The 26825-nt window shown below is 66.7% G+C and carries 23 protein-coding genes; 8 read left to right on the top strand and 15 right to left on the bottom strand.

Annotated features, from left to right (window positions below):
• Nucleotides 1-169: 169 nt before the first annotated feature.
• Both O0J73_RS05280 and O0J73_RS05275 read left to right on the top strand, forming a co-directional pair.
• Entirely contained in the window at nucleotides 170-754 is a 585-nt protein-coding gene (locus O0J73_RS05280) for a TetR/AcrR family transcriptional regulator (protein ID WP_308308169.1), read from the top strand.
• A 53-nt stretch (nucleotides 755-807) separates the two neighbouring features.
• Nucleotides 808-1920, top strand: a complete 1113-nt coding sequence (locus tag O0J73_RS05275; protein ID WP_308308168.1) for a crosslink repair DNA glycosylase YcaQ family protein — start codon at nucleotides 808-810, stop codon at nucleotides 1918-1920.
• A 68-nt stretch (nucleotides 1921-1988) separates the two neighbouring features.
• On the opposite strand, the gene O0J73_RS05270 is transcribed toward O0J73_RS05275, so the two are convergent.
• The 5 genes from O0J73_RS05270 to O0J73_RS05250 form a co-directional block, all read right to left on the bottom strand.
• The gene (locus tag O0J73_RS05270) at nucleotides 1989-2267 is read right to left on the bottom strand and encodes a DUF3325 domain-containing protein (RefSeq protein ID WP_053449847.1); all 279 of its coding nucleotides are present in this window, start codon (nucleotides 2265-2267) and stop codon (nucleotides 1989-1991) included.
• Nucleotides 2264-3874 (bottom strand): PepSY-associated TM helix domain-containing protein, encoded by a 1611-nt coding sequence (locus O0J73_RS05265; protein ID WP_308308167.1) that lies wholly within the window; start codon nucleotides 3872-3874, stop codon nucleotides 2264-2266. The genes O0J73_RS05270 and O0J73_RS05265 overlap by 4 nt, the downstream gene beginning before the upstream one ends.
• Nucleotides 3871-4170 carry a DUF3649 domain-containing protein gene (locus tag O0J73_RS05260; RefSeq protein ID WP_308308166.1) on the bottom strand — a complete coding sequence of 100 codons (300 nt, stop codon included), beginning with the start codon at nucleotides 4168-4170 and terminating at the stop codon, nucleotides 3871-3873. Before O0J73_RS05260 ends, O0J73_RS05265 begins: the two co-directional genes overlap by 4 nt.
• Nucleotides 4171-4222: 52 nt before the next feature.
• Nucleotides 4223-6400, bottom strand: a complete 2178-nt coding sequence (locus O0J73_RS05255) for a TonB-dependent siderophore receptor (protein ID WP_308308165.1) — start codon at nucleotides 6398-6400, stop codon at nucleotides 4223-4225.
• Between the two features lie 195 nt (nucleotides 6401-6595).
• Nucleotides 6596-7432, bottom strand: a complete 837-nt coding sequence (locus O0J73_RS05250) for a siderophore-interacting protein (protein WP_308308164.1) — start codon at nucleotides 7430-7432, stop codon at nucleotides 6596-6598.
• 169 nt (nucleotides 7433-7601) lie between these two features.
• Here O0J73_RS05250 and O0J73_RS05245 point away from each other — a divergent pair, with 169 nt between their 5' ends.
• Nucleotides 7602-8216: a hypothetical protein gene (locus tag O0J73_RS05245; protein WP_006447341.1), complete on the top strand. Its 615-nt coding sequence runs from the start codon at nucleotides 7602-7604 to the stop codon at nucleotides 8214-8216.
• Nucleotides 8217-8236: 20 nt separating this feature from the next.
• Here O0J73_RS05245 and O0J73_RS05240 read toward each other — a convergent pair whose 3' ends face one another.
• The 3 genes from O0J73_RS05240 to O0J73_RS05230 form a co-directional block, all read right to left on the bottom strand.
• On the bottom strand, nucleotides 8237-9157 hold the full coding sequence (locus O0J73_RS05240; RefSeq protein WP_197563156.1) for an ABC transporter six-transmembrane domain-containing protein: 921 nt from the start codon (nucleotides 9155-9157) through the stop codon (nucleotides 8237-8239).
• 184 nt (nucleotides 9158-9341) lie between these two features.
• Nucleotides 9342-10418 (bottom strand): ATP-binding protein, encoded by a 1077-nt coding sequence (locus O0J73_RS05235; RefSeq protein WP_308308163.1) that lies wholly within the window; start codon nucleotides 10416-10418, stop codon nucleotides 9342-9344.
• Between the two features lie 3 nt (nucleotides 10419-10421).
• Nucleotides 10422-11138: a response regulator gene (locus tag O0J73_RS05230; protein ID WP_308308162.1), complete on the bottom strand. Its 717-nt coding sequence runs from the start codon at nucleotides 11136-11138 to the stop codon at nucleotides 10422-10424.
• A gap of 254 nt (nucleotides 11139-11392) precedes the next feature.
• Between O0J73_RS05230 and O0J73_RS05225 the strand changes: the two genes are divergently transcribed.
• Nucleotides 11393-12574 carry an efflux RND transporter periplasmic adaptor subunit gene (locus O0J73_RS05225; protein WP_308308161.1) on the top strand — a complete coding sequence of 394 codons (1182 nt, stop codon included), beginning with the start codon at nucleotides 11393-11395 and terminating at the stop codon, nucleotides 12572-12574.
• 2 nt (nucleotides 12575-12576) lie between these two features.
• On the top strand, nucleotides 12577-14520 hold the full coding sequence (locus O0J73_RS05220; RefSeq protein ID WP_308308160.1) for a MacB family efflux pump subunit: 1944 nt from the start codon (nucleotides 12577-12579) through the stop codon (nucleotides 14518-14520).
• 48 nt (nucleotides 14521-14568) lie between these two features.
• Here O0J73_RS05220 and O0J73_RS05215 read toward each other — a convergent pair whose 3' ends face one another.
• The 6 genes from O0J73_RS05215 to O0J73_RS05190 all read right to left on the bottom strand — a co-directional run bounded on the left by O0J73_RS05215 (nucleotide 14569) and on the right by O0J73_RS05190 (nucleotide 21506).
• A complete protein-coding gene (locus tag O0J73_RS05215; RefSeq protein ID WP_308308159.1) occupies nucleotides 14569-14970 on the bottom strand; it encodes a hypothetical protein in 402 nt (133 codons plus the stop codon).
• Nucleotides 14971-15375: 405 nt separating this feature from the next.
• Nucleotides 15376-17085, bottom strand: a complete 1710-nt coding sequence (locus O0J73_RS05210; protein WP_345784121.1) for a diguanylate cyclase — start codon at nucleotides 17083-17085, stop codon at nucleotides 15376-15378.
• 115 nt (nucleotides 17086-17200) lie between these two features.
• Complete coding sequence (locus O0J73_RS05205) at nucleotides 17201-17827, bottom strand: DNA-3-methyladenine glycosylase (RefSeq protein ID WP_049457113.1); 627 nt, start codon at nucleotides 17825-17827, stop codon at nucleotides 17201-17203.
• Nucleotides 17828-17898: 71 nt separating this feature from the next.
• Nucleotides 17899-18858 carry a cation diffusion facilitator family transporter gene (locus tag O0J73_RS05200; RefSeq protein ID WP_006447143.1) on the bottom strand — a complete coding sequence of 320 codons (960 nt, stop codon included), beginning with the start codon at nucleotides 18856-18858 and terminating at the stop codon, nucleotides 17899-17901.
• A 73-nt stretch (nucleotides 18859-18931) separates the two neighbouring features.
• Nucleotides 18932-19543: an AprI/Inh family metalloprotease inhibitor gene (locus tag O0J73_RS05195; protein ID WP_308308157.1), complete on the bottom strand. Its 612-nt coding sequence runs from the start codon at nucleotides 19541-19543 to the stop codon at nucleotides 18932-18934.
• A 163-nt stretch (nucleotides 19544-19706) separates the two neighbouring features.
• Entirely contained in the window at nucleotides 19707-21506 is a 1800-nt protein-coding gene (locus tag O0J73_RS05190) for a DUF262 domain-containing protein (RefSeq protein WP_197563142.1), read from the bottom strand.
• A gap of 157 nt (nucleotides 21507-21663) precedes the next feature.
• Between O0J73_RS05190 and O0J73_RS05185 the strand changes: the two genes are divergently transcribed.
• On the top strand, nucleotides 21664-22809 hold the full coding sequence (locus O0J73_RS05185; RefSeq protein WP_308308156.1) for a hypothetical protein: 1146 nt from the start codon (nucleotides 21664-21666) through the stop codon (nucleotides 22807-22809).
• 13 nt (nucleotides 22810-22822) lie between these two features.
• On the opposite strand, the gene O0J73_RS05180 is transcribed toward O0J73_RS05185, so the two are convergent.
• Nucleotides 22823-23467: a TetR/AcrR family transcriptional regulator gene (locus tag O0J73_RS05180; protein WP_053449836.1), complete on the bottom strand. Its 645-nt coding sequence runs from the start codon at nucleotides 23465-23467 to the stop codon at nucleotides 22823-22825.
• 123 nt (nucleotides 23468-23590) lie between these two features.
• Here O0J73_RS05180 and O0J73_RS05175 point away from each other — a divergent pair, with 123 nt between their 5' ends.
• Both O0J73_RS05175 and O0J73_RS05170 read left to right on the top strand, forming a co-directional pair.
• Nucleotides 23591-25885, top strand: a complete 2295-nt coding sequence (locus O0J73_RS05175) for a TonB-dependent receptor (protein ID WP_308308155.1) — start codon at nucleotides 23591-23593, stop codon at nucleotides 25883-25885.
• Between the two features lie 17 nt (nucleotides 25886-25902).
• Complete coding sequence (locus tag O0J73_RS05170; RefSeq protein ID WP_308308154.1) at nucleotides 25903-26799, top strand: tyrosine-protein phosphatase; 897 nt, start codon at nucleotides 25903-25905, stop codon at nucleotides 26797-26799.
• Nucleotides 26800-26825: the final 26 nt, after the last annotated feature.

The following is a 26825-nucleotide window of genomic DNA, read 5'->3' as shown; positions in this document are numbered from 1 at the left end:
CGGCGCAGGGTTGTCGGCTGGGTGGGAACCTGGCGGGAAGTGAGCCACGGGCTCGATTTCGGTGCGCATCGTGGTTGCGAACCAGACGCATTCCGAATTAGTTGAGTAAATTAAACTAAATTACAGGGTGCGGACAAGAGGGTCCATTTGCTGGCACGCTCACTACGGTATGAACATGCACACCGAGATCCCGGCGCCGGCGCGTGGCCGCCCGCCCACCATCACCCCCGATCGCCTGGCCGACGTCGGCATCAAACTGGGCCTGCCGAACCTGACCATGGCCAACGTGGCCGCCGAACTGGCGGTCACCCAGGCCGCGCTCTACAAGCGTGTGGCCAATCTGGAGGCGCTGAAGCGGCTGGTAGCCGATACCGTGTTCCAGCGCTGGCAGATTCCGCGCGCCTCGGCCGACGCACCGGGTGGGCTGGAGGCCTATCTGATGGGTTTCGTGGCATCGCTGTGCGAAGTGGTGAAGGCCCACCCCGGGCTGCCGCCGTACCTGCTGCGCCGCGCGGTGGCGACCGCGCCGATGCTGGACAAGATCGCCTCGCACCAGGCGCATGTGGCCGAAGTGTTCGGCCTGCCGCTGGACAAGGCGCGCTGGCTGCTGGCCACGATTGCGTTCTACTGCATTGCAGGTGCCGACACGATCTACGCGATTGCCGATGACGAAGAGGGGCAGGTGATCACCGAGTTCAGGCAGGGGATGCGTGCGCTGGTGATCGGTTCGCTGGAGGTGCTGCAGCTTCGCTAGATCCACGCCATGCGTGGACGTCATTACACGGTTCGCCGCGGCCCCACCCACGCATGGCGTGGATCTACAATGCGACCATGCCTGCCACGCCCAGCCTCGATGATCTGCGCCGCTACGCGGTGGCGCGCACGTTGTTCAAACCCACCACGCTGCTGAGTGCGATCCGCCGCCTCGGCTTCGTGCAGGCCGACCCGATCCGTGCGCCGGCACGCGCGCAGGACCTGACCCTGCGCCATCGGGTGAAGGACTATCGCGCAGGGGATCTGGAGCGGCGCTATGCGCGCCTGCCGGTGGAGGAGGATTGCCTGGTGAACTATGGCTTCCTGCCGCGCGAGCACCTGGCGCTGATGCATCCACGGGTGTCCAAGCGCGCGTGGGACGCCGAAACCCAGCGCCGCGCGGCGGACGTGCTGGCCTTCGTGCGCGAGCGTGGCAGCGTGCACCCGCGTGAGGTCGATCAGGCCTTCGCGCACGGCCGGGTGACCAACTACTGGGGCGGCACCAGCAATGCCAGCACCCATCTGCTGGATGGCATGCACTACCGCGGCCTGCTGCGCGTGCAGCGGCGTGACAGCGGCACGCGCATCTATGCGGTGGCAGACCACACCGAAGCCGATGCCAGCGAACAGGCGAAGATCGAACGCGCCGCCGCCCTGATCGACCTGGTGGTGCGCAAGTACGCGCCGTTGCCCTCGGCCAGCCTGACCTACCTTGTGCGCCTGTTGGGATACGGCGCACCGCATCTGGCCGAGCAGACCCGCAAGGCATTGGCGCTGGCCAGGCAACACCTGGCCAGTTGCACGCTGGAAGGCACCACCTGGTACTGGCCGGCGGATGAGAACCCGCGCTCGCGCCGCCATGCGCCGGACGAACAGGTGCGCCTGCTGGCGCCGTTCGACCCGGTGGTCTGGGACCGCCGCCGCTTCGAGCTGCTGTGGCAGTGGGTCTACAAGTTCGAGGCGTATACGCCTGCGCCGAAGCGACAGTACGGCTATTACGCACTGCCGGTGCTGTGGCACGACCAGGTGGTGGGCTGGGCCAATCTCAGCGTGCGCGACGGCGAGTTGGCATCCAGCGTGGGCTATGCCGGCAGGTCGCTGGCCCGCGACAAGGTGTTTCGAGGTGCGCTGGACGACGAGCTGCAGCGCATGGCTGCATTCCTGTAGCGTCCGGGCATTCGTGCCCACCAAGGTGGGCACCTACCGAAGCAATTCCAAACTAGTCTGGTGGGCATCTACCGATACCGTCGTGCATGCGCCACCATCGCCAACACCACTACGCCGGCGGCCACGCTGGTGTGGCCGGATAGTGCGGCCAGACCAGATCCCACCCCCAGCCCGCGCATCGCGAATACGGTGCTGAACACCAGCAGCGCCCACCCCATGGCCCGCAGCTGCTGGGTCGCTTGCGCGCTCAGCACGCGGCGCACCACGTCCCGCTGATGGCGTTCCATTGACAGTGCAAGGCAGGCGAACGCCGCCACTGACAACACGAATAGAATGAGGTGGATCATGCGCCGGCCTCCGGTACCGCATTGCGTGACGCTGCAGACGGCCGTGCGCGCTTCGCCTTTGGCGCATGCCGCCAGGTGCGCCAAGCCAGCAATGAGTGCAGGGCGGCCAATGCCAGCAGGGTCAGGTCGGTCCCGGCAAACGCCCAATCGCCCATCGCCAGCGCGTGCCACAGTGGGTGCGAGGTGGTCATCGCAGTCAGTACTGGCAACAGCGCCAGCAGCAGTGCCGCCAGCAGGAACTGTTCGATCCACGCGCGCTTCGGTGTACGCAGCGTGGCGTGCACGAACATGGCCGCCCAGGCCAGGAAGAACAGATGCACCTCCCAGGCCGCGCGACTGTCCATGGTGACGGGCAGCAGGCGGTTGGCCCACAGGTAGGCGGCCATCGCCACCGACAGGCCGGCGACGGTGGCGATGTTGAGCCGCTCGACCAGGCGGAAACCGAAGTAGGGCCGTTGCGGATCGGGCAGCTGCGCGCGTCGCTTGACCGTCCACAGGACCAGCCCGGTGCCGACCATGGCGGTGCCGGCCAGGCTGACGATGAAGTACAGCCAGCGCAGGGCGGCATCGGCGAAGCGGCCCAGGTGCAGGCCATACAGCACGCCCTGGGTATCGGCGGCGACGCCTGAGTGTTCCTTGATCTGCAGCAGCTGCCCATCGCTGCCGTCGAACAGCAGGTAGTTCGGGGTGGTGGAAACACGGCTGGACTGCGCGCGCACCACGGCCACGCGTGCGTTCTCGTCGCCGGGATTCTGCACCTGCACGCTGCCTGCAGCGCCAGTGCCCCAGCGCTGCTCGGCCTGTTGCACCAGCGCACCGACGTGGGTGAGCGGAGCAGGGGGGCCTGCTGCCTTCTGCGGCGGCAGGAACAGGCGCATCTCGCTGATCACTTCGGCCTGCTGGCGTTTGTCCGGCAGTTTGGCCAGGCCCCACGGCATGTACAGCACCGCCAGCATCACCAGCCCGCTCCAGGTGATCATGAAATGGAAGGGCAGCCCGAGCACCGAGACCGCGGCGTGACCGTCCAGCCACGAGCGCTGGCCCTTGCCCCAGCGAAAGGTGAAGAAGTCGGCGAAGATCTTCTTGTGGGTGATCACGCCGCTGACGATGGCCACCAGCATGAACATCGCACACAGGCCAACGATCCAGCGGCCCCACATGGCCGGCATGTAGTGCAGGTTGAAGTGGAAGGCGTAGAAGAAGTCGCCGCCACCCGTATCGCGGGCCTGCAGCGGTGCACCGGTGCTGGCATCGAACAGGCCCGAGTCGAAACCGTGGCGGCCGCGTCCGCCCGGGCTGGCCCACATCGCCGACACCCATGGCATGCGCTGGCTGGGCAGGCTGAGGTTGATCTGGCTGGCTGCAGGCGTGTCGGCCATGATCGCGGTGACGGTACGCTGCGCGACCGCAGCCGCGTCCGGCAACGTAGACGGTGTGGCGATCTCCGGGCGGGTGTAGCGCGAGAGCTCGTCGCGGAAGTAGCTGGCGGTGCCGGTGAGGAACATCGCGTACAGGATCCAGCCGGCCAGCAGCCCCACCCAGATATGCAGGTCGGACATGGTCTGGCGGATACCGCGTGGCTTCGGGGAGCGATCGACCTGGCTCATGCCCCGCCTCCGTCGCCAACCGTTTGTGCGATCAACCACAGCGGCAACGCGGTCATGACCAGGCCCAGCCACGCACGCCATGCCGAGCGCACTGCGAATACCCAGGCCACGGCGCCGGCATACAGCAGGAAGCTGGCAAGCATGCCGCTGAACACGGCCTGGCGGCCATCGATGGGCAGCGCCAGTGCGGCGATGCTGCACAGCGCAGCCAAGGCATAGCCACCGAACAGCGCGGCGAGGATACGTGAGACCAGCGGCAGCCAGGCCAGCACGGAAGCGGTACGGGAAACGCTCACATCAGTTCTCCGGGGCGCCCTGCGCGATGGCGGGGCGCTCGTGTATCAGGCATCAGAAATCGACGGTGGCCGACAGCAGGGCGGTGCGCGGCGTGCCCAGCCCGGAGCCAAGGCTGCCGGCCCAGTACGCCTTGTTGGTGAGGTTCTGCACGGTGGCACGCAGCACCAGCGGGCGACCAGCGGCCTGCAGCGCGTAGCGGGCACCGAGGTCGAACACGGTGCGGCCCGCCACCCACTGGCTGTTGTCTGCGTTGATGTAGCCCTTGGACAGGCTGACTGCATTGCCGGTGAGGGTGAGGCCGGCCACGGCGGGCACATCCCATTCCACGCCCAGCTTGCCCTGCCACTGCGGGGTGGCGGTGGCCAGGCGGCCCTGGTTGATGCCGCCCTGGGTGCGGGTCAGCTTCGGCTGCAGCCAGCCGATGCCGCCGAGCACGCGCAGCTGTTCGGTGGCCTGGCCGAACACGGTCCATTCCACGCCACGGTTGCGTTGCTGGCCGCCGAACGAGAACACGTTGGTGGACGGGTCGGTGTAGGCGCCGGGCTTCTCGATCTCGTATACGCTCAGCACACTGGCCAGGCGACCGAAGTCAACCTTGGCGCCGACCTCGCGCTGGCGCGTCTTGTACGGCGGAAACACGTCGCCAGCGTTGGCGGCGGCGGCCGGGGCGGTGCTGCCTTGGCTCAGGCCTTCGATGTAATTGGCATACAGCGACAGGCGATCGCTGGCCTTGAACAGCAGCGCACCGGCTGGAGTGTTGGCACTGGCGTCATAGCGTGCGGTGCGCTTGCCGGTGCTGCCATCGAAGGTATCGCTGAGTACGGTCTGGTGACGGACGCCCAGGGTCAGCTGTACGCGATCATCGATGAAGGACAGCGTATCGGCGATACCCACGCTGGTGGTGCGCACTTCCGCGGTCTTCGGCAGCGACGCGTCACTGAAGCTTCGATCAATGGCCGGGCCCCACTGCGGGTTGTAGATGTTGGTCACCCAATCCCTGGCCAGCAGGTTGCGTTTGAAGCCGAATTTCTGGTCGTGCTGGTACCACGCCGCACTGATCGCCACCGCGTGATCGACAGCACCGGTGTGGAACTGTGCCGAGAGGCCGGCTTCGGCGGTGTCCTTGCTGTAGATGAAGCGCTGGTGCGCGAAGTTGTTGCGGAAGTCGCCGGCTGTGTTGGTGATCAGCGTGGTGGCGCTGGCGATGGAGTCGAAATCGGTGTGGCCGTGGCCGTAACTGGCGTGCGCCTGCAGGTGGTCGTTGATGTCGAACGACCAGCGCAGCGCGGCGGCCTGGTCCTTGACGGTACTGAAGGTCCAGTCCGGTGCGAACAGGGTGCTGGCCTTCGGCGGGCGGGGCACGGCCAGGCCGGGCGACAGCGACACGCCACGGTTGAGGCCATCCACATGGTCGCGGCTGCTGAACAGGTCCAGCGACACCTGCGAGCGCTCACCACGCCAGTCCAGGCCGAGCGAGGCCAGCTGCGTCTTGTGCTGCTGGTGGTCGGTGGCGGTGTCGCCGTCGCGGTGCACGGCATTGAGGCGCACGCCGAACTGCTTGCCCGCGCCGAAGCGGCGGCCGACATCCAGATGACCGCCCCACTTCGCGTCGCTGCCGTAGCTGGCAGTGAAGCGGGCCAACGGCGTGTCGCCAGCGCGCTTGGGCACCAGGTTCACCGCACCGCCCACCGAGCCGCCCGGCGGCATGCCGTTGAGCAGCGCGGAGGGGCCCTTCAGCACCTCGATGCTCTCGGCCAGTTCCGGGGTGACGCGGTAGTAGGGAATCAGCCCGTAGAGGCCACCGAATCCGATATCCGACGAGGCGACACCGAAACCGCGGATGTTGAAGTAGTCGGTGATGCCACCACTGGAGCCACTGCTGTAGACGCTGGGGTCGGTCAGCGCGATGACCCGTACCAGGTCCGGCGCCTGGATGTTGTCGATGAATTCGGCGGTGTAGCGGGTGGTGTTGAACGGCGTGTCCATGAAGTCGAGCTCGCCGAGCAGGCCGACGCGGCTGCCGCGCGTGAGCTGTCCACCCGCATAGGCATCGGTGGGTGCGGTCTTGTCGGCGCGCACGTTCACGGTGGGCAACTGGCGGGCGCCATCGGGTGCATCGTTGGCGTGGGCGGCGATGGCGATCAACAGGGGGGGCAGCAACGCTGCACGTGCGGCCACGGACAGCGCGGAGCGGCGTGGGAGAGGCAGGGTTCGCAGGGGGAGGGACATGGCGGTTCTCGTGTGGTGGGTCGTGCGATCGGCCAGCACGGCGCCGTCGGTGACCTGCAGGGGCAGGACGACGCGGGCTGTGGAATGGCTGGCAGAGGGCACGGCGCTGCCGCTGGGGCAGTGCTGCACGCGAGGTGCGTGGGCGATCTGTGGCTGGGTGGAACGAAGCGCGTGGCGCGGATGCTGTCGTGTGGATCAGATATCGTCGGCGAGGTCGTCGAGGTCCTGCAGGCCACCGCCGCGCGCCAGCACGCGCTCGTAGTTGCGGCGGCGACGCCGGTCGGTTTCGGTGGTGGTCTCGCCACGCTTCCAGTAGCCGGCAACGGCAACATCGGTGCGTGGCAGGCCGACCGTTTCGATGAAGTGGCGGCGCAGGGCGCGCATTTCCTCGCGCTCGCCGGCTGCCCAGACCGTGCTGCCAGGCTGCGGCTGCTGTTGGCGCGCGTGCTGCAGCAAGGGTGCGTCACCGGTGGCAAGGCGATGCACGCAGACACCGTCGGGGTGCGGCAGCTCGTCTACCGGGAAAGCATCCTCCGAGCTGACCCAGGCCTGCGCACGCTGACCGACAGGCCACTGCTGCAGCAGGGCAAACAGGGCTGGGATGGCGCTCTGGTCTGCGAACAGCAGCGCGCAGGCGCCTTCGCGCTGCGGCATCTGGAGATGGGGGCGCGGCCCGGTCAGATCGAAGGCATCACCGGGGCGCAGCGCACGTACCCACGCCAGCATCGGCCCCGGCGCCTCGTGCAGCACTACGTCCAGGGTGAACTGGCGAGTGGCGGCATCGACGCTGCGCACGGTATAGATCCGTGATACATCGCCGAACCCGGCGCCCAGCTGGATGCGCACCGCGGTGTTGGCACGCTGCCAAGGTGCAAGTTCTGCGTGTTCCGGTAGCTGGACCAGGAGGCGCAGCAGGCTGGCGCACGGCTGCACAACCGCGACCACCTGGACCTGCAGCGCCTGCAGGCCGCGATCATGGTCGGCGCTGCGCAGCGGCCCGGCCGGGGTGATTGAAGTGGGGGACGCGGACATCGACAACGATCCTGGGCACTGCAGATGCGAATTAGTTACATCATAGTAAACTAAATTGATCGCACCGCAACCCGGGCCTGTCCGAACGACACGCGACGCGTTGACCACTGCGTGGCGGCGGACCACCATGACAGCCCTTGCCCGCGCATCACGCAGGAACCGTTACCGCATGGCTGCACCAAAAAAGACCGCTGCCCGTGGACGACCGCCCAGCATCACCCGCGAGCGCATCGCCGACGCCGGCATTGCCATGACGCTGCCGGGACTGAGCTTCGTCGGCGTGGCGGCGGCACTCGGTGTCAGCCATATCGCGCTGTACAAGCATGTGGCGAATCTGGCGGCACTGCGCGAGCTGGTGGCCGAGGCGATCTTCGAGCGTTGGCAGGCACCGGCGCTGGATGCCGCTGGGCAGCGCAGCATCGTGGAGGATCTGCGTGCGTTTCAGCGCTCATTGCGGGCGCTGGTGGATGATAATCCGGGCCTGGCCGCGTTCCTGGTCAGCCACGGCGCGAAGACGCCGGAGATGCTGGCGCGTATCCAGCGCCACCATGCCGAATTCAGTCGCGTGCATGGCCTGCCGCTGGAACAGGCGGCATGGCTGCTGTCGACCGTGGCCTATCACGCCGTGGCGCTGGCCGACACCGTGTATTCCCGGCATGCGCTGGTGGATGCCACGCGTCGGACCTTGGATCGGAAGGCACAGCAGGCCGAGTTCGACCGCAGCATGGAAGCATTGATCATCGGAGCATTGGCAATGTGCGGGCGCACGGTGGCCTCTGGCTAACGCTCATTCCTGATGGGCAGCTACCGGTCAGGCTCCGCATCCTCCATGCCCGGGCTGACCCGGCGGCCGATGTCCTTCAGCCGCGCAAGCTGGTCTACCATCGACGGCGCATCATCCAGGCTGCCGACAAACGTCCACAGGTAGGTCATCACCGCATACACATGGCCCGGGGTCACCCCGTCGGTGGTGGCGAGGCGGCCGATGGTCAGCGCGAACAGCACCGCGGCCGCTGCACCGACCACCACGAAGGCGCCGGCTTCGCGGTCTGACAACAGGATGCGCAGCCGCGACAGCGTGGTGTAGTGACGGCGCAGCACCGAGGGGCTGACCCGGTCGACCAGGCGGATCTCATGTTCCAGCCGGTTGTTCAGGCGCCCATGCAGCTGCTCGTTGCGGCGCGCGAACGACGGCAGCAGTAACAGCGCGCCCAGCAGGGCGACCAGACTGGCGGCGCCGACCAGGGGTTCGATCGCCAGCAGCATCGCGGCCGCGCCGAACATCGACACCAGCGCAGTTGCGATGATCGGCACGTGCTTCTCGAAGAAGTCGACGAATTCGCGCGCCAGCACCACGCGTGCGGCGGAGGTGGAGGTCGCCTGGCCGAGACGCCGCTGCGCCTGCACCACATTCACTGCCAGGTCGGCATAGATGCGGGTGAAGGTGCGCGTATCCACCGCACGGCGGGCGGCACCGACCAGCCAGAACAACAGCACCACGCCGGCATAGGAGAGGGCGTGGCCGATGTCGCCGCGGATGATCGCGTCCACCGCGAAGCCGGCAAACAGGGGGTAGGCCAGCAGCAGCGCGTTCTCCAGCGCGACCAGCGAGAACGTACCGGTGAGCTGCCAGGGATAGGTGCGCAGGATCGCTTTCAGGGTGGCGGCCGCATTCTGCTGGCCGATGCTGCCGGCGGCAGCCGCCGGATCGTGGGGGTGTTTCATCGGGATGCCTGGAGGGGACGGAGACAGGACAGGGCAGGGGATGGATGCCTGCCATCTCCCCGGTCATGCCCAGTATCGGCAGCCGTTTGGAGCGGGCATGGAGAGACGATGGAGGTTGCGTGGAGAAAATCGCGGTGTTCAGCGGAGGGCGTGGTGCCCGCCAAGGTGGGCCGCTACCCGAGCTTCAGCGCCGCGCGTGCACCGGCCAGCGCAGTTCGAATGAACTACCGCCACGCTCGGTGGCGCGGCAGCGCGCCGTTCCGTGATGGGCCACGGCAATCGCGCGCACCACCGCCAGGCCCAGCCCGGAGCCACCGCTCTGCCGTGAACGTGAGACGTCGGTGCGCTGGAACGCTTCGAAGATGCTGTCGCGCAGTTCATCCGGAACACCAGGACCGCTGTCTTCCACGGCTACAGTGCAATGGCCTTCGGCCAGCGTGACGCGCACCCGCAGCGGGCAGGGAATGGCATGGCGGCGTGCGTTCTCCAGCAACGCCAGCACCGCCTGGCGGATGCGCGCCGGATCACAATCGGCCAGTGCCGGACGCGCCTCCAGTGTCACCGAGAAGCTGCTTTCGGTGAGTGCCTCGGACATGGCTTCGACCACCGCCGCCACCTGCACGCTGACATCGCTGCGTTGCAGCCGCAGGTCCAGGTGGCCGCTCTCGGCGAGGCTGACCACGCGCAGGTCCTCGATGATGCGGGTCAGGCCCTCGAGCTGGGTGAGCATGCTGTTGAACTGTTCCGGCCCCGGCTCGAACACGCCTTCGGCGATTCCCTGCAGGCGGCCGCGCAGGATGGTCATCGGCGTACGCAGTTCGTGGGCGATTGCCGCGTTCCAGAACACCCGGTTCTCGGACATGCGGCTGAGGCGCTCGGCCATCGAGTTGAAATCGCTGACCAGCGTGGCCGCTTCAGCCATGGTGGTATCACCGCCGCGTGCACGCGCGTCCAGATCGCCGCCGGCCACCCTTCGCAGGCTCTCGGCCACCGAGTTCAACGGGGTGATGATGCGCCGGGTCAGGCGCGAGGCGACCAGCGTAGCGAAGATGACGACCACGCTGGCGGTCAGGCCGATCCACAGCCATTCCAGGCCGGACGGCATGATGGTTTCCGGCTGGTCATACCAGCGCGGATAGAACACCTCCATCAGGTAATAGAACAGGTAGAAGCCGCTGATCGACAGCACCGTCGAGCACAGCGAGGCGACGGTGATGGACAGCGTGATCTGGCGTCCGATGCTCTTGCCTTTGGGGTTCATCATTCAGTCCAGGAAGCGGTAGCCGACGCCGCGGATGGTGGCGGGAATGCCGATCACGCCCACCTCCTCCAGCTTGCGCCGCAGTTTGCTGACATGGCTGTCGACGGTGCGTTCCTGGGTATCGCCCTCGGGCAGGCAGGCGTGCAGCAGGTCCACCCGCGCATGCACCTGCCGCGGTGCGCGGGCCATGTGCACCAGCAGGCGGAACTCGGTGAGGGTGAAGGCCATTGCATGCGCCTGGTCGCCGCTGCGCACGGTCACGTCGTGGCTGCGCAGGTCGATCTCGAACGGCCCCTGCCGGATCAGCCCATTGGGTTCTTCGGTCACCGTCCTGGCACTGCGGCGCAGCACGGCCTGGATGCGTGCCACGATCTCGGCCGGATTGAACGGCTTGGCCACGTAGTCGTCGGCGCCCACGCGCAGTCCGGTCAGCTTGTCCACGTCCTGGTCGAGTGCAGTGAGCATGATCACCGGGGTGTTGCCCCGCCGGCGCAGTTCGCTCAGCACCTGCCAGCCATCCAGGCGGGGCATCTGCACGTCCAGCAGCACCAGGTCCGGGCGCAGCTGGCGGTGGGCGGCGAGGGCGGCCTCGCCGTCGGCGGCACGGGCGCTGCGCAGGCCGGAGCGGTCCAGGTAGGCGCCCAGGATGTCGGCGATCTCGCCTTCATCCTCGGCAATCAGCACCAGCGGCGGCTGGCGGGTACGGGGAGCGTGTTTCATTGCGTGATGCGCAGCGTGCGGTGGCGGCCAGTCGGCGAGGCCGACGAGGTTAGCGGCCGTTGATGGAGACTCGGTCGAGATTGTGTCGAGATTTCATGGACACGCCCCGCCACGTTCAGTTGCGGGCCGCCTGCCTGAACGGTGGCGCCATCTCCACGCAATCTCCATGCTGGCTGCAGAAGACGTCCACACGTGGCCAGCAGACTGGGGGCTCAGCGGTCGCACCGGGCGACTGCGTGCAGCCGGGCGTTTCGATGAGCAACCGCAGGACCTGGATCAGTGTTGCCGCCGTGGCCGCGTTGGCTGCCGGCGCCGCCGCGTGGGTACTCGCCGAGGGCGACGAGACCGCGCTGATCACCGCGCCGGCCCGGGTGGCTGATCTGGAAAAGACCGTGCAGGCGGTGGGCCGGGTCAATCCCAAGGAGCTGGTGGCGGTAGGTGCGCAGGTGTCCGGGCAGGTCAAGCGCCTGCATGTGGTGCTGGGCCAGCGCGTGCAGGCCGGCGACCTGATCGCCGAGGTGGATTCGCAGCCACAGCGCATCGCGCTGCGCAGCGCCGAGGCCGCCACCAGCACGCTGCGTGCCCAGCACACCGCCAGCCAGGCCCGCTACGTGCAGGCCAGCCGAGTGTTCGAGCGGCAGTCGCAGCTGGTGGCGTCGCGGCTGGTCTCGCAGGAAGGTTTTGAAACCGCACGGGTGGCCCGCGATGCCGCCCGTGCCGACGTGGCCGCGCTGCAGGCGCAGATCGACCAGGCGCTGACCCAGGTGGAAACCGCGCGGATCAACCTGGGCTACACCCGCATCGTTTCGCCCACTGACGGCTACATCGTGGCGATTGTCACCAAGGCCGGGCAGACGCTGAACTCGATGCAGACCACGCCGACCATCGTGATGCTGGCGCAGATGGACACGATGACGGTGCGTGCCGAGATCGCCGAGGCCGATGTGGAACTGGTGGCGCCGGGGCAGCCGCTGTGGTTCTCGACACTGGGGCCGAGCGGACGCCGCTATGAATCCCACCTGCAGCAGCTGGAACCGGCGCCGTCCTCGATTGCCGAGGCGGCCACCGGCAGTGCGGGCGGCGCTGCACAGACGCCGAAGGCGGTGTACTACGCCGGCCTGTTCGATGTGGCCAACCCGGGCCTGGCGTTGAAGCCGTCGATGACGGTGAAGGTGACCCTGCAGCTGGCGCGGGTGGCCAACGCGTTGCAGGTGCCGCTGACGGCGCTGACCGAGTCGGACGATACACAGGGCCACCGCGCCACCGTGCAGGTGGTCGATGCCAAGGGGCGCGTGCACGAACGTGCGGTAACCACCGGCCTTCGTACCGCCACTGCCGTGCAGATCCTGACCGGCCTGCGCGAGGGCGAGAACGTGGTGGTCGGCCAGGCGCCCAGCGGCGCTGATGCCGAGCCGACCAGCCTGCTGGGAATGTGAGCATGGCCGACGCACTGCTGGAACTGCGCGCGGTGTCGCGCGCCTATCGCTCCGCCGCCGGTGAAGTGGTGGTGCTGAAGGACGTCTCGCTGCGCATCGATGCCGGCGAGTTCATTGCCATCATCGGCCCGTCGGGATCGGGAAAATCCACGCTGATGAACATCCTCGGCTGCCTCGACCGGCCGACCGAGGGCAGCTACCGGGTGAACGGCGAGGCCACCGAGCAGATGGCGCCGGATGCGCTGGCGCGGCTGCGCCGCGAGCATTTCGGTTTCATCTTCCAGCGCTACAACCTGATGGAGAACCTCAGCGCCACCGAGAACGTGGCGCTGCCGGCGGTGTATGCCGGCGTGGATGCCGACGCCCGTAATGCCCGCGCACGCACGCTGCTGGAAGCGCTGGGGCTGGGCGAGCGTACCGCGAACCGGCCGAGCCAGCTGTCCGGCGGCCAGCAGCAACGCGTGTCCATCGCGCGCTCGCTGATGAACGGCGGCGCCATCGTGCTGGCCGATGAGCCGACCGGCGCGCTGGACCATGCCAGTGGCCAGCAGGTGATGGCCGAGCTGAAGCGCCTGCATGCACAGGGCCATACGGTGATATTGGTGACGCACGACGCGGCGATTGCTGCCAATGCCGCGCGGGTGATCGAGATCGCCGATGGCCAGGTGGTGGCCGACCGGGGCGAACACCGGCCACAGGCCGCGCACTCCGCACGTGCATCCGAGCACAGAGCTGCGCCGATTGCCGAACGCCGCGCCCGGATCGATGCAGTGCGCGAAGCGGCGCGGATGGCCGTGCGTTCAATGCTTGCCCATCGCCTGCGCACGTTGCTGACCATGCTCGGCATCATCATCGGCGTTGCTGCGGTGGTGACCGTGGTGGCGCTGGGCAAGGGCGCGCAGGCCCAGGTCGAGTCGCAGATCAACGAGCTCGGCGCCAGCACGCTGGAGATCTACCCCGGCGCCGATTTCGGCGACCCGCGCTCGGCGGAGATCGAGACGTTGGTGGTGGGCGACGCCGACCATCTGGCCGCATTGAGTTACGTGGACAGTGTCAGCCCCAACCTGAGCGGATCGGTGGCGGCGTTGCAGGGCAGCCGTCGCGCCAATACCCAGGTGCTGGGCGTCGGCGCGGATCTGCCGCGCGTGCGCGGGCTGCGGCTGAAGGCCGGTCGCTTCTTCAGCGCTGACGAAGTGGACGCACATCGCGCCGTGGGCGTGGTCGACCAGAAGGCTGCGAAGGCATTGTTCGCCGGTAACCCGATCGGCAGCACGGTGCTGCTGGGCGGCATGCCGGTGGAGGTGATCGGTGTGGTGGGGGCGAATGCCTTTGCCGGCGGCGCAACGCCCACGGTCTACGTGCCGTACACCTCGGCCGCCTCGCGGCTGCTGGGCAGCCAACGCCTGGAGAGCATCACCGTGCGCGTGCGCGACAACGTACCGACCAACGCCGCAGAGGCATCGCTGGGGGCCGAGCTGCAACGCCTGCATGGGCGCCGCGACTTCTTCATCTACAACGCCGACCAGATCCGCAAGGCGGTGATGAAGTCCAGCCAGACCATGGCCGCGCTGGTGTCCGCCATCGCGGCGGTGGCGCTGGTGGTGGGCGGGGTGGGGGTGATGAACATCATGCTGGTGTCGGTGAAGGAACGTGTGCGCGAGATCGGCGTGCGGCTGGCGGTGGGCGCGCGCCAGGGCGACATCCTGCGCCAGTTCCTGATCGAGGCGGTGCTGATCTGCCTGTTCGGTGGCGTGCTGGGCGTGCTGTTCGCGTTCGCGGTGGGGGCGTTGTCCAGCCTGCTGTCGCTGGGCGTGCCGTTCCTGTTCACTGCGGGGCCGGTGCTGGCCGCCCTGGCGTGCTCGTCGGCGATCGGGCTCGGCTTCGGCTACTTTCCGGCGCGCAGCGCGGCGCAGCTGGACCCGATCCAGGCGCTGGCCGCGGAATGACGCGATGCGCGACTGTGGGTAGCGCCGGGCCGTGCCCGGCGCCATCGCTCAGGCCGCGTAGACCTGCGTGTCCACATATTCAGACAGGCCCCTGCACGCCAGCAGCAGGCCCTCGCGTACGTCGTTGCCCACCTGTTGCGCCTCTTCGCCATCCACGCGCACGCGCTCGCTGGCATGCAGCAGCTCCAGCAGCACGGTGAGCCCGGCGTTGGCGCGGTTGATGCGCGCCAGCGCCAGGCATTGCCCCGGTGCGCGCCCCTTGCGCTGCAATGGCTGGCCGTCGGCCGCTTCCACGTCGCGGATGCGTTGCAGGCAGCCCAGCAGGGTGATGCCGTTGGCGGCGGGGTTGGCAGCGAGGGTGGTTTCCAGCGGCTCGGCGAGGGTGTCGGGCAGTTGGCTGGCGACATCACCGAGGGTGGCGAACAGGTACGGGTAGCGGTCGGCGCTCATGGCGGTTTCCTTATGCGTTACGCGAAGGAGCCACCCTGCTTGACAGCAAGGGTGGCGGACGGTGCGTGGTTGCAATACCGGCGACTAACGTTGCCAAAGCTCCGGCGGGCACGAGGCCCCCACGTACCGCCCGCCATAGATGCGCGGACAGAGTGCCTGCCGGCGCCATCCAGAGGGAATGGACGACGCCGACAGGCAAGCGTAAACAACATTAGTCAAACGGGATTGCAAGCCCGTGCCACCCGTTGTCGGTGGCTCGATATGATTTGCATGCAGCGCCTTGGCTGCCAATGAGAATAGTTGGAAAGTTCGAAATTATTGGAATGTGGATGCACCCGCGCAGCGGATGATCGAGGCGTGCCAATCACGACATTGCGTGCGATGCCGCGTAAGGGATGTAGCCCGTCAGGACGCCGGCCGCGGATGCCTGCGCACGCGTGCGCGTTCGCGATACAACCGGCTGTCGGCACGCTGCAGGGTATCGCCCACCGATTCGCCGGGCGTGTGGTGCGTCGCACCGAGTGAGAACGGCGTCGGCGACTGCGCGGCATGTTGCAGATACCACTGTTCCAGCACCGCCAGCCGCCCCGTGTCCGGGGTGATCAACACCACCATGAACTCGTCGCCGCCCATCCGCACCACGTTCTCCGCCGTACCCAGCGGCGAGCGCAGGAAGGCGGCGAACTCCACCAGCACGGTATCGCCGCGCGCATGGCCCTGGGTGTCGTTGATCTGCTTGAAGTGATCGAGGTCGAACATCAGGCAGGCCCAGGGCTGGTCCGCCAGCTCGTCCAGGCGTGGCAGGAAGCGGCGGTTGTAGCTCTGGGTGAGCGGGTCCTTGAAGGACATCTCGCGCAGCTGCTGTTCCTGCATGCGCAGCGCGGTAACGTCCTGCGCATGGCCCAGCACGTAGGGTGGGCTGGCCTCGCTGTCGAGCACGTTGTGGTACGCCCAGAAGTGGCGGGTGCCATCGGCGGCGATCAGTTCGATCACGCCGGCATCGGTGTGGTTGACCGCGATGCGTGCAAGATACGCCTTGAACGCAGCGTGCTTCTCCGGCGGCATCAGGTCGCACAGGCTGCGCCCGATCATGTAGCTCTCATCGAAGCCCAGTGATTGCACCGCCGCCGGATTCACCGAGGTCAGCACGCCTTCCAGCGTGTGCGTGCAGATCAGCCCCAGGCTGTAGTGGAACAAACGCCGGTAGCGGGTTTCGCTGGCTTCCAGCGCATCCAGTGCGGCGCGCTCTTCGGTGATGTCCTGGATGGCCCCGACCAGCCGCGGGCGCCCATCCACCTGCTGCCGGCCGCCGACCACGCGCGTCCAGATGTCGCGGCCGTCGGCGGTGGTCATGGGTAGCTGCACTTCCCAGGAGGTGCCTTCGTCGATGCAGCGCTGCACGGCGGTGCGGATGATGTTGCGGCTGTCTTCGCGATAGAACGACAGCGCACTTTCCAGTGTGGGTTCAAAGGTGCTGCGCACGCCGTGGATCAGCTTGGTCTCGCGGGTCCAGCGCACCTCGTTGCTGGCCAGGTCCAGTTCCCAGCCGCCCACCCGCGCGGCGCGGTTGGTGCGTTCCAGGAAATCCTCGCTGCGCTTCAGTTCGCGGTGCAGGGCCTTGGCCTGGCCGACCTGCGCCATCAGCGTGCTGCGCTGTTCCAGCACCTGGGTGGTGACCCGGGCCAGGTGCACCATCAGTTCGCGTTGCGACGGCGACAGCACGCCGGGCATCGGGTCGAGCAGGCACAGCGTGCCGATACGCGCACCGTGCGCCGAGCCCAGCGAGATGCCGGCGTAGTGGCGGATGCGGGGGCCGCCGGTGACCAGCGGATTGCTGGCGAAGCGCGGGTCCTGGCGGGCGTCTGGAATCTCGAACAGCGCATCCTGCTGGATGGCGTGCGTGCAGAACGAGATTTCGCGGGCGGTCTCGCTGACCCCGTCCAGCCCGATGTTGGCCTTGAACCACTGGCGCTCGTCGGCCACCACCGAAATCAGCGCCATGGTCATGCCGGTGGCAGCACGTGCAGCGGCCACGATGGCGTCAAACACGGGTTCCGGCGGGGTGTCCAGCAGGTGCAGCCGGTCAAGTTCAAGCAGTCGTTCGGCTTCGTCCATGGCGCTTTTCAGGGCTGGGTGGCGAGGGCGGCTTCGGCGGCTGTCAGGCACTACGCTAGTGCGTAGCGCGTTATGTATCGCCATCACCGGGTGATGCCAACGTGAGGCAGCGCGGTCAGCGCTTGCGCGGCGAGCGGGGTGGACGCACTGAAACGTGACGGTGGTCGCGAACGTGCCAGCGCCACGGAAACTCCACGGCGCGCGTGATGCCGATGCGCGGGCCGACCACCGGGTCGAGCGGGGGTGCGGTGCCATCGCTGGCGATGACGATGCCCTGGTTGCCGGTCACCAGATCGGCACCGTCGAAGCGGCGGTCCAGCCCGAACGCCTGGGAGAGTTTGCCCGGGCCGCTGGCCAGATCGTGGTCGCGCCTGGCAGCCGGGCGCAATTCGCGCATGTACTCCAGCCCGGCCAGCGGCTCGGCGGCACGCAGCAGCACGGCCACCCCTTCGCCGATCTCGCCACACACCACATTGCTGCCCCAGTGCATGCCATAGGTGAAGTAGACGTACAGGTGCCCGGCTTCGCCGAACATGCTGGCGGTGCGCGGGGTCGGCCCACGGTAGGAATGCGCGGCCGGGTCCACGCTGCCGGCGTAGGCTTCGACCTCGACGATGCGGGCCGCGCGTCCATCGTCGCGCACCAGCAGCTTGTTGAGCAGCTCCGGCGCAACCTCGGTGGAGGGGCGCTGGTAGAAGCGGCGGGGGAGAATCTTCCAGTGCGGCGGCAATCCATCCAGCATGGCAGGGGCAGGTTCTGCGGGAACACTGGTCAGTGTGACCGCTGCCGGGTGAAGCCGCTACCGATGTCGGCTCACGGCTGATCGGAACGCGACGCCAACGCGGCGCGCCGGGCGGCGTAGACCTCCGGCGCCTGCGGCTTCACGAACAGGGCCACCAGCTCGGGGTACTCACGCTTCACTGCCGCCTCGATGCGGGTGATGCAGGCCTCGATCTGCGGGGTACGGCGGTCATCCTCGAACTCGGCGCTGAGCATCGCCACGACCTGCTGCGGGCCCATCTGCAGGGTGGTCACGCCGTTGGCGCTGCGCAGGTCAGGATCGGTTTCGGCCACGGCCAGGATGCGCTCGGCCACCGCTGGGTGCGCGGGCTCGCCCACCAGCAGTCCCTTGGTTTCCCGCGCCAGCAGGAAGGCCGTTACAGCCAGCACGGCGGCAATGCACAGCGAGGCCACGCCGTCGAGGATCGGCATGTCCAGCCACTGCGCGGCGAGCAGGCCGATCAGGGCGAAGCCGAGGCCGAGCAGGGCGGCGCTGTCTTCCAGCAGCACGGTGAAGGTGGACGGGTCCTTGCTGCGGCGGAAGGCTTCAAAATAGCCGAGCGTGCCCTTGGTGCGCCGGAACTCGCGCAGCGCCACCCACCACGAGGCGCCCTCGAACAGGAAGGAGATGCCCAGCACGCTGTAGCTCAGTGCGTGGTTGCTGGCGGGCTGTGGGTTGCGGATGTGCTGGATGCCTTCGTAGGCCGAAACGCCCGCGCCTGCTGCAAACACCAGCAGGGCGACGATGAAGCTCCAGAAGTAGAGTTCGCGCCCATAGCCGAAGGGATGCACCGGATCGGGGGCTTTGCCGGCACGCCGCAGGCCGTAGAGCAGCAGCAGTTCGTTGAGGGTGTCGACCAGCGAATGCACGCCCTCGCTGAGCATGGCCGAACTGCCGGAGATGCCTGCGGCGATGAACTTGGCCACGGCGATGGCCAGGTTGCCGGCGAGGGCCGCATAGATGACAAGACGGGAACCGGTGGGGGCGGACATCGCGCAGGCGGTAATGGGCGGAGCGGATCATCTTCCGCGCCCGCCCGTGCCCAAGGCGTGCAGGTACGAGGCGTCAGCGCCCGGCGGGGTTCAGATACAAGCGCGCGCCGTCGGATTCGCGCGACCCTGACCATCGACCACCACCGGAGAAGCTGAAGCGCCCGAACACGGTGTTGCTGGTGTCGGTCAGAAGCAGCTGGTCACCGGACAGCACCCAGCGATTGGCAGAGAAGAAGCCGTCCGGGCAGCCGGCGGGCACATAGGCGCCATAGCCACCGAACCATTCGCTGTTACGCAGTTCGATGGTGCAGGTACTGCCATTCTCCTCGCCCAGCGTCCAGCGTCCGAACAGGTCACTGTCGCGGATATCTCGACTGCGACGGCGGTCATGCCCCCGATCATCGTCACGGTCGTGGCGGCCAACGCCGACGTCTACATCAACCGCCTTGCTTTCACTGCGAATTTCGGACTGGGAGGTGTCGCGGGTGGTGGACTGTGTGGCCAAGGCCCCGATGTCGCCAGAGGTGGACACTTCGCTGTTCCGGGTCTGGGTGCTGCTGGATTGTGTGGTCTGTTCGGTGCGGGTGGCCTGTTCGCCGAAGCGGAACGACGCGTCCTGGGCCACGGCGGGCAGGGCCAGGCAGCACAGCGTGGACAGGCAGGTACGGGCAAGCAGAGCAGCCATTGCAGGAACCTCGGCAAGGTCGACCGGGCGAGTATCGTGCCGGCGAGGCGGGGGGGGGGGGGGGGGTGTGGGCGCCCCCCCCCCCCCCCCCCGCCGAGTCAGCATTGGCGGCGTGGGCCCGGGCAGGCGGACGGCCGGGGCGCCATCTACCCTCGGCCAGGCGTCAGACCTTCCACAGCACAACGGCGCGGCTTGCGAAGTGCTGGCAGCGCTCCTCCACCTGCTTGAACCTGAAATGCGGCAGTCCGGCAACATCCCGGGTCAACTGGATGTTGGAACTGGCGTATTCCTTCTTCTTGGACTGGAAGGGATTGTTCGACGCCACCACATTCAGCTCGTCCGCGATGAGCGTCATGTTGCCGATTCGATGCAGCATCCGGGAGTGCTTGGTTTTCCATCCATCGCCCAGATAACTCGGCCAATCGCCAAGTTCCTTCTTGGTGCTCGCCTTGTCTGCAGCCTTGGGAATGATGTGTTCGAGTTCGAGCTCATCCGGGTCGGCAAGGTAGTACTCGTTCTTGTGGCCGATCGCATCGTACTCGAGGACCTGCAGCGCATACCTGGCACGATTGATCACTGCCGGCACGAACGGGAAGGCGGCGAAGGCGGCGCTGAACTCGTCGTCGTCGGGCGTGTGCTCGCGCAGGATGCCTATGGCGGTCTTCTCGTAGTCGACGTCATCCAGGCCTGTCAGCATTGCGAAGATCGTCTCAAGTTCGTTGGAGCGCTTCTCGCAGATATGCCTGCGCATCATGAAGGACTCCAGCGTTCTGAGCAGCCGGATCCTGGCCTTCTCGTCGAGGCTGTCCCTGCCGAACATGTCCAGCAGCCAGGTGAATGCCTGGAACGCCTTGATATCCCAGAGATTGCCGATATGACGGTCCAGCTTTTCAAAGCCGGTCTCGCACCAGAGCAGCTTCGAATAGAGTTCGGCGGATTGCCGAAGGGCTTTCGCGAATGCGATCAGCTTGACCTTCCGGGCCTTGCCAGACTTGGGGCCCGCATCCGCTGTATCGTCCTCGTCCGACGCGACAAGGATTCCATCCTCCGTCTCGTCGTCGTCCTCTTCGTCCTTGATGACCGAAGAGAGAAACTCGGTCATGGATTCGGCCTCGACCACGCTGCGCAGGTAGTACCACTTGAAGTCGCCCACCAGCTTGGTCTTTGAGACCTTGCGATGGAGCTTTCCAGCCAGCCACTGGCGGAAGAAGTCGTCGCTGTCCAGCCCGTCGAGGGCCACAATCAGCTTCCGCCAGTCATCCTTCACCTTGTCCAGCGTGGCCTGCGAAAGCGATGAGGCGTGGCCGAGCAGGAAATTCTTGATGATGTCGGTTGGCTTCAGGCGCAGGCCGCGGTTGTTGATGGTCTCGAAGAGCTTGTAGGCATCCTTCGCCGCGCCCACATCCAGCCGGATGATGGAGGCGTTGTTGAGCAGCTTGTGGAAGAACTCGTTGAGCTCATCGGTCTTCAGCTGTTCGACCCAGGCAGTGAAGTTGAGATGGGCGCCCTTCAGCCGTTCGTTATCGACTTCGGACACATCCGTCGAATCCATGATGGCCGCGTAATCGGAGTGATCCAGGTCGCCAAGATGAAGCTTGGGCTGGGTCTTGCGATCGATGCCTCGACAATGCAGCAGCTTCTCAAGCTCCTGGGCGGCCTCCTTGTCACCGTCCTTTTCGTATCTGCGTGCAAGCACGCGCATCAGGATGGTGAGGGTGGTGACGCGCTGTTGGCCGTCCACCAGCTCAAGATGATTCACGCCGGGCTTGTGCGTATCCGACAACAGCAGCACAGTGCCCAGCAGGTGTGCATCAGCGGCGGGCAGCAGGCGGATATCGTCGAACAGTTCCCGTTGCTGGCGCTGCCCCCAGGCGTACCGACGCTGATAGGCCGGTATCAGGAACTGTTCGTTTCCCACCGAGAAGAACTGCTGAAGCGTGAGTGTTGTCGGGGTGATCTTCATGATCTAGATTCTCCAAGCCTTGATGCGGCCGTTTCATCGTAAGTGGGTTTGAAGCGGGCCTGCCTGGGCAGGGTGCGGGTTCTTATTATGCGTTCGCATGAGGCAGGCTCGTGTCAGGTTTTTCCCGACACAGGGCTGTCCTTGCAGGAGTCGACTGTTGCAGAAACGAGATAATCCCAATGCACTCTGGCCCGGTCTTTTCAAGGGCCGCCGATCTGCGTTGAACCCCTACGAGTTCGGTCCGCTGCAGCAACGTGATCGTGTGGCCGCCATCGCGACGCTTAAAGTGAGTGGTTGCGCACCACTGAGCGCGACGAGCGTGCTTCCCCCGGTTTTCCTGGTGGAGGGCAAAGCGCAGGATGGGATGGAGATCGTCAAGGCCGCATTCGCTGCCGTGCGCCAGGGTTTCGGGGGCGCGATCCATGCCTTCCGGCCCGGAAGACTATGCGGATTCGTGACGGATTCCCCGTACGCCAATGGCATGGCCTGGCCCATACATCCGGGTGAGCCCGTCTATGGCCTGTCAGTCACGGCAGGCAGCCTTCTGGAGACCGTTGTCGCAGCCTATCGGGTGCTGAGTGTTCCGGGGCTGGAGCCCGCGCTCCCCATGGAAGGCACGCTGGAGGCGACGATGGAGTGGCCGCGTTCCGAAACCTTTCGCATTCCCGCCAGCCAGCAGAGAAGGGATCGAGGCATCCGCTACGCGCATTGTGGATTCCTGGCGATCTTCATGCATGAGTTCGCGCATGTGGTGAGAGGCCATCTCGGGTACGAAACCGCCACTTGCGGCAGTCTCTACATGGATGAGCGTCCTCTGATGCCGGCGGCAGGCGATTCGAAGATGCGCCTGTACATGGAGTCGGACGCGGATGAAATGGCGGGACGGCTGCTGGCGACCTGGCTGCTGAGATCCCGGCCGGACGGCAGCCCGATGGACGAGGCGAAGAAGCTCTCGATCACCTTTGATTTCCTGGTGGGTACTACGCTTGCCTTCTCGGCGTTTCCCAGGGTGCAGAACGCCTATCACACCGGGACGCTGCGTGCCTGGGCGCTGATCGGCGCGATGATTCAGCATGCCGGGGTGGGCGGGGCGATGGCCGATCAGTGGATCGAGTCCAATATGCGCGAGGTCCTGCTGTGCATGCAGGCGGCGGGATATCCTGCGGAAAGCTACCTCTATTCCGCGGCGGAGGCGAGGGAGCTCATGACGTCCACGTGGAGCGGCATGCGTAAGCACCAGCGGGACTGGTTGCAGCGCGCTCCGTTCCAACAGGTGAAGCCGAGCGCCACGCGGTCCAAGTGACGTCGAGCGGCGCTCAGTCCGCCATCACCCGCCCGATGGCATCGGCCAGCAGGGCGCGCACGCGTGCCGGTGGCAGGTCCGGGTCGCGCACGGCGCGCATGGCCAGGCCTTCCACCAGCAGCCGCAGCAGCAGGGTGCGCCCGGCGATGGCTTCCTCGTCAATCGGCCGGCCCAGGCGCGCATCGTGCTGGCGCAGCCAGGCATGGATGGCAGCGCTGGTCTGCTTGTCGTGGGTGCGCAGTACCTGGGCCAGCATCGGGTCGCGGTGCGCTTCGGCGTTGATTTCCGCGTACAGCGCCACGCTGGCGATGGCGTTGCCGTGGATCGGCAGCACGGCGCCGCGCGCCCACTGCCGGTAGCACTCCAGCAGCCCATCGACCAGATCGGACGCCGCCGGCATTTCGCTGATCGAGGCCTGGTCGTGGCGCAGCTGGCGCTCGATCAGGGCCAGGATCAGGGTCCGCTTGTTGGCGAAATAGCGGTACATCAGCCCTTGGCTGATCTCGGCCTCGGCGGCGATATCGCCGATGGAACCGGCGTGGAAGCCGCGGGTGATGAAGCATTTCTGGGCGGCATCGAGGATGCGCCGGCGCTGGGCCTCGGCGTGTGCGGCGGCGGCGTCATCAACGGGTGGGGCTACGGCGGGCTTTGGCGTCATTGCGGAAGGTCAGGGCGTCCAGAGACGGGATAGTACGTCGCAAAAGGTGTGAATGAACGGTCATTCATTTGTAATTCCCGACTCCCAGACTGCGCCGGCCTTCTCCTTCCGCGAACGAGTCCGATGCGCTACGCCACGCTGCACCGCCCGCTGCTCACCCTCGCCATTGCCGCCGCGCTGCCGGCGATGGCCCATGCCGAAGACAGCCCCCATGCCGAAGCCGATGCCACTGCCTCCGCCGACGCGGCGCGAACCGTGGTGGCGCTTGACCAGGTGGTGGTGACCGCGCAGAAGCGCGCCACCAACCTGCAGGAGACCCCGATTTCAGTGTCGGTGGTCGATGCCGAGGCGTTGAAGGATCGCAGCGCGATCTCGCTGGGCAGCCTGTCCGATGGCTCGATTCCTTCGCTGCGGGTGACTCCGTTCGCGACCCGCAGTTCGGCGCTGAACATCGGCATCCGCGGCATCGGTGCGTCCGGCGATGCCAACCAGCCGGCGCGCGATGCCGGCGTCGGCATCTACGTCGACGGCGTGTTCATGGGCCGCGCGCAGGGCCTGGGCAGCATGCTCTACGACGTGGAGCGCATCGAAGTGCTGAAGGGCCCGCAGGGCACGTTGTTCGGCCGCAACACCGAAGGCGGTGCGGTCAGCATCGTGACCAAGGCGCCGACCGGTGAATTCGGCGGCAGCGTCAGTGCAGGCGTGTCCAACTACAGCGGCTACAACAGCGCGCTGCACCTGGACCTGCCCAAGGTGGGTGATGTCAGCTTCAAGATCGACGCGGTGCAGGCCAAGCGTGGCGGCACCACCGACAACCCGATGCGCGGCGAGCGCGACTTCAACAGCTACGACAAGCGTGGCGCACGCCTCAGTGCGCTGTGGCAGCCGCGCGATGATGTCTCGCTGCTGTATGCGTTCGACCGTTCCTACGATGCGACCACGCCTTATCACACGCAGGTATTGGTGCCCGGTGCCTACCTCAGCCCGCTGCAGAAGGCCGGGGCCAGCCTCGACCGCCGCGACAGCGCCATCCTGGGCGGCCCGCAGGAAGACAACATCGGCCGCACCAGTGGCCATCTGCTGAACCTGTCGTGGACCTTGAACGAGAACCTGGAACTGAAGTCGATCAGTTCCTATCGCGAACTGACCCAAGGCCAGTTCGACATGGGCCTGGTCGATGCGATCTCGGCCTACGGTGGCGCGGGTACGCCGTTCGGCCGCTACAGCCTGGCCCAGGTCTACCAGCACCAATACAGCCAGGAGTTCCAGCTGATCGGCAACACCGCGCAGGTGCAGTTCCTCGGCGGCGCGTTCTACTACCACGAGACCGCGGGCGACAATGCACAGACGCCCAACATGCTGGTGTGGGGGCCGGGCGGCAACAGCTACACGCTGAACCCGGCCACCAACCCGCTGGATCTTTCACGGGTGCGCATCGACCGCGCCAGCAAGGCCTGGACTGACAGCCTGGGCGTGTTCGGCCAGGCCACGTGGACCCCAGAGGCGATGCCGGGCCTGCACCTGACCGCCGGTGGCCGCTACACCCGCGATGACAAGAAGGGCAGCCTGTACATCGTCAACGGTGCGGCGACGAATCTCGCCTTCAAGGACCGCTGGAGCCGCTTCGACCCGATGGTCAACATCGCCTACGACCTGGGCGAGCACGCGATGGTCTACGCCAGGTACAGCACTGGCTTCAAGGCCGGTGGCGCCAACTCGCGGTCGACCAACTACACCGCGTTCGGCCCGGAAGAGGTGACCGCCTATGAGCTGGGCTTCAAATCGCAGTTCTGGGACAACCGTGCGCGGTTGAACCTGGCGGTGTTCGATTCGACCATCGCGCACAAGCAGATGGACTTCTCGCTGCCGTTCGACCCGAACAGCGGCGAAACCCGCACCACCATGGTCACCACCAACGCACTGAGTGATGGGAAGTCGCGCGGCGCGGAGCTGGAGTTCAACGTGATGCCGGTGGACAACCTCACCCTCGGCCTCAACTACGCCTACACCAAGATTGACGCACAGACCGCCACGGACCCGTTCGGTGCGGGTGTGCAGGTGACCGTGCAACCGCTGCTGGCGCCGAAGAATGCGGGCAGCCTGTCGGCCGACTACCTGGTGCCGTTCGCCAACTTCTCGGCGCTGAAGTTCCATGTGGACGGCAACTGGTCCCATGGCTATTACACCAGCGAGTACGACCAGATGCTCACTGACAGTTCATTCGTGGTGAATGCACGCGTGGCGCTGGTGGATGTGCCGGTGAACAGCACCGGCACCACGATGTCGTTCTCGCTGTGGGCGCGCAACCTGCTGGACGAACAGCACCTGTTCTACAAGCTCAACAGCCCGGCGCTGGGCCAGACCGGCATCTTCAACGACCCCCGCACCTTCGGCCTGGATGTGGCCGTCAACTTCTGATTCGAACGGAGACTCCCATGAAGCACCGCTCTACCGAACTTGCCCTGGCCGTGATGCTCAGCCTGCCGCTGGCGGCCACCGCCGTGGCCGCAGATGCACCGCAGGCCGTTGCCGCGAAGCCGGCTGCTGCCGCCAATGTGAAGCCGGTGGCTGCCGATGCGCAGCGCTTGCTTCCGCTGCAGGGGGCGTGGAACGTGCGCACCTTCGCTGGCCTGCAGGGCCGTCATGGCCCGATTCCGGCCGCTGCGTTCGTGCGTACCGCCGATCTCGGCCGGCTGACCGACGCCGATCGCGATGCACTGGCCGCTGCTGGCGTGAAGCTGGACATCGACCTGCGTACCGCCGACGAGCAGGCGCAGTCGCCGGACCTGCTGGCCAAGGATGATCGCTTCGACTATCAGCGCATCTCGCTGATGGGCACCGAGAAGATGGACCTGCAGAAGATGATGACCCGCTTCCCGGATTCACTGGGCGAAGCCTATGTGCAGTGGCTGGGCCACAGCCAGCCGCAGTTCAAGCAGGTGTTCCAGCGCATCGCCGCGCAGCAGGACGGCGCGGTGCTGTTCCATTGCACGGCGGGCAAGGACCGCACCGGCATCATCGCCGGCCTGCTGCTGGACCTGGCCGGGGTGCCGAAGGCCGAGATCGTGCACAACTACGCGATCTCCGCGCACTACCTGGAAGGGCAGCCGAAGGACAGCGCGATGAACGCGCAGATCATGGCGCTGATCAAGCAGAACCCGGAGATCGGCCGCAAGATGGCCGGCATGTCCGGTACCGCACCGGACAACATGGAGCAGTTCCTGGCCGCGCTGCACAGCCAGTACGGCGGTGCCGAAGGCTACCTGAAGTCGATCGGGGTGAGCGAGCAGGAGATCCAGCAGCTGAAGGTGCGGCTGGGGCAGGCGGGCTGAGAATCGTGCCGGCCGCACCTTCAGCT

This window comes from Stenotrophomonas sp. Sm6012 (assembly GCF_030985895.1).
Taxonomy (GTDB): Bacteria; Pseudomonadota; Gammaproteobacteria; order Xanthomonadales; family Xanthomonadaceae; genus Stenotrophomonas; species Stenotrophomonas forensis.
The sequence above is the reverse complement of the archived record's forward strand: the minus strand, read 5'-3'. Positions and strand labels throughout refer to the sequence as shown.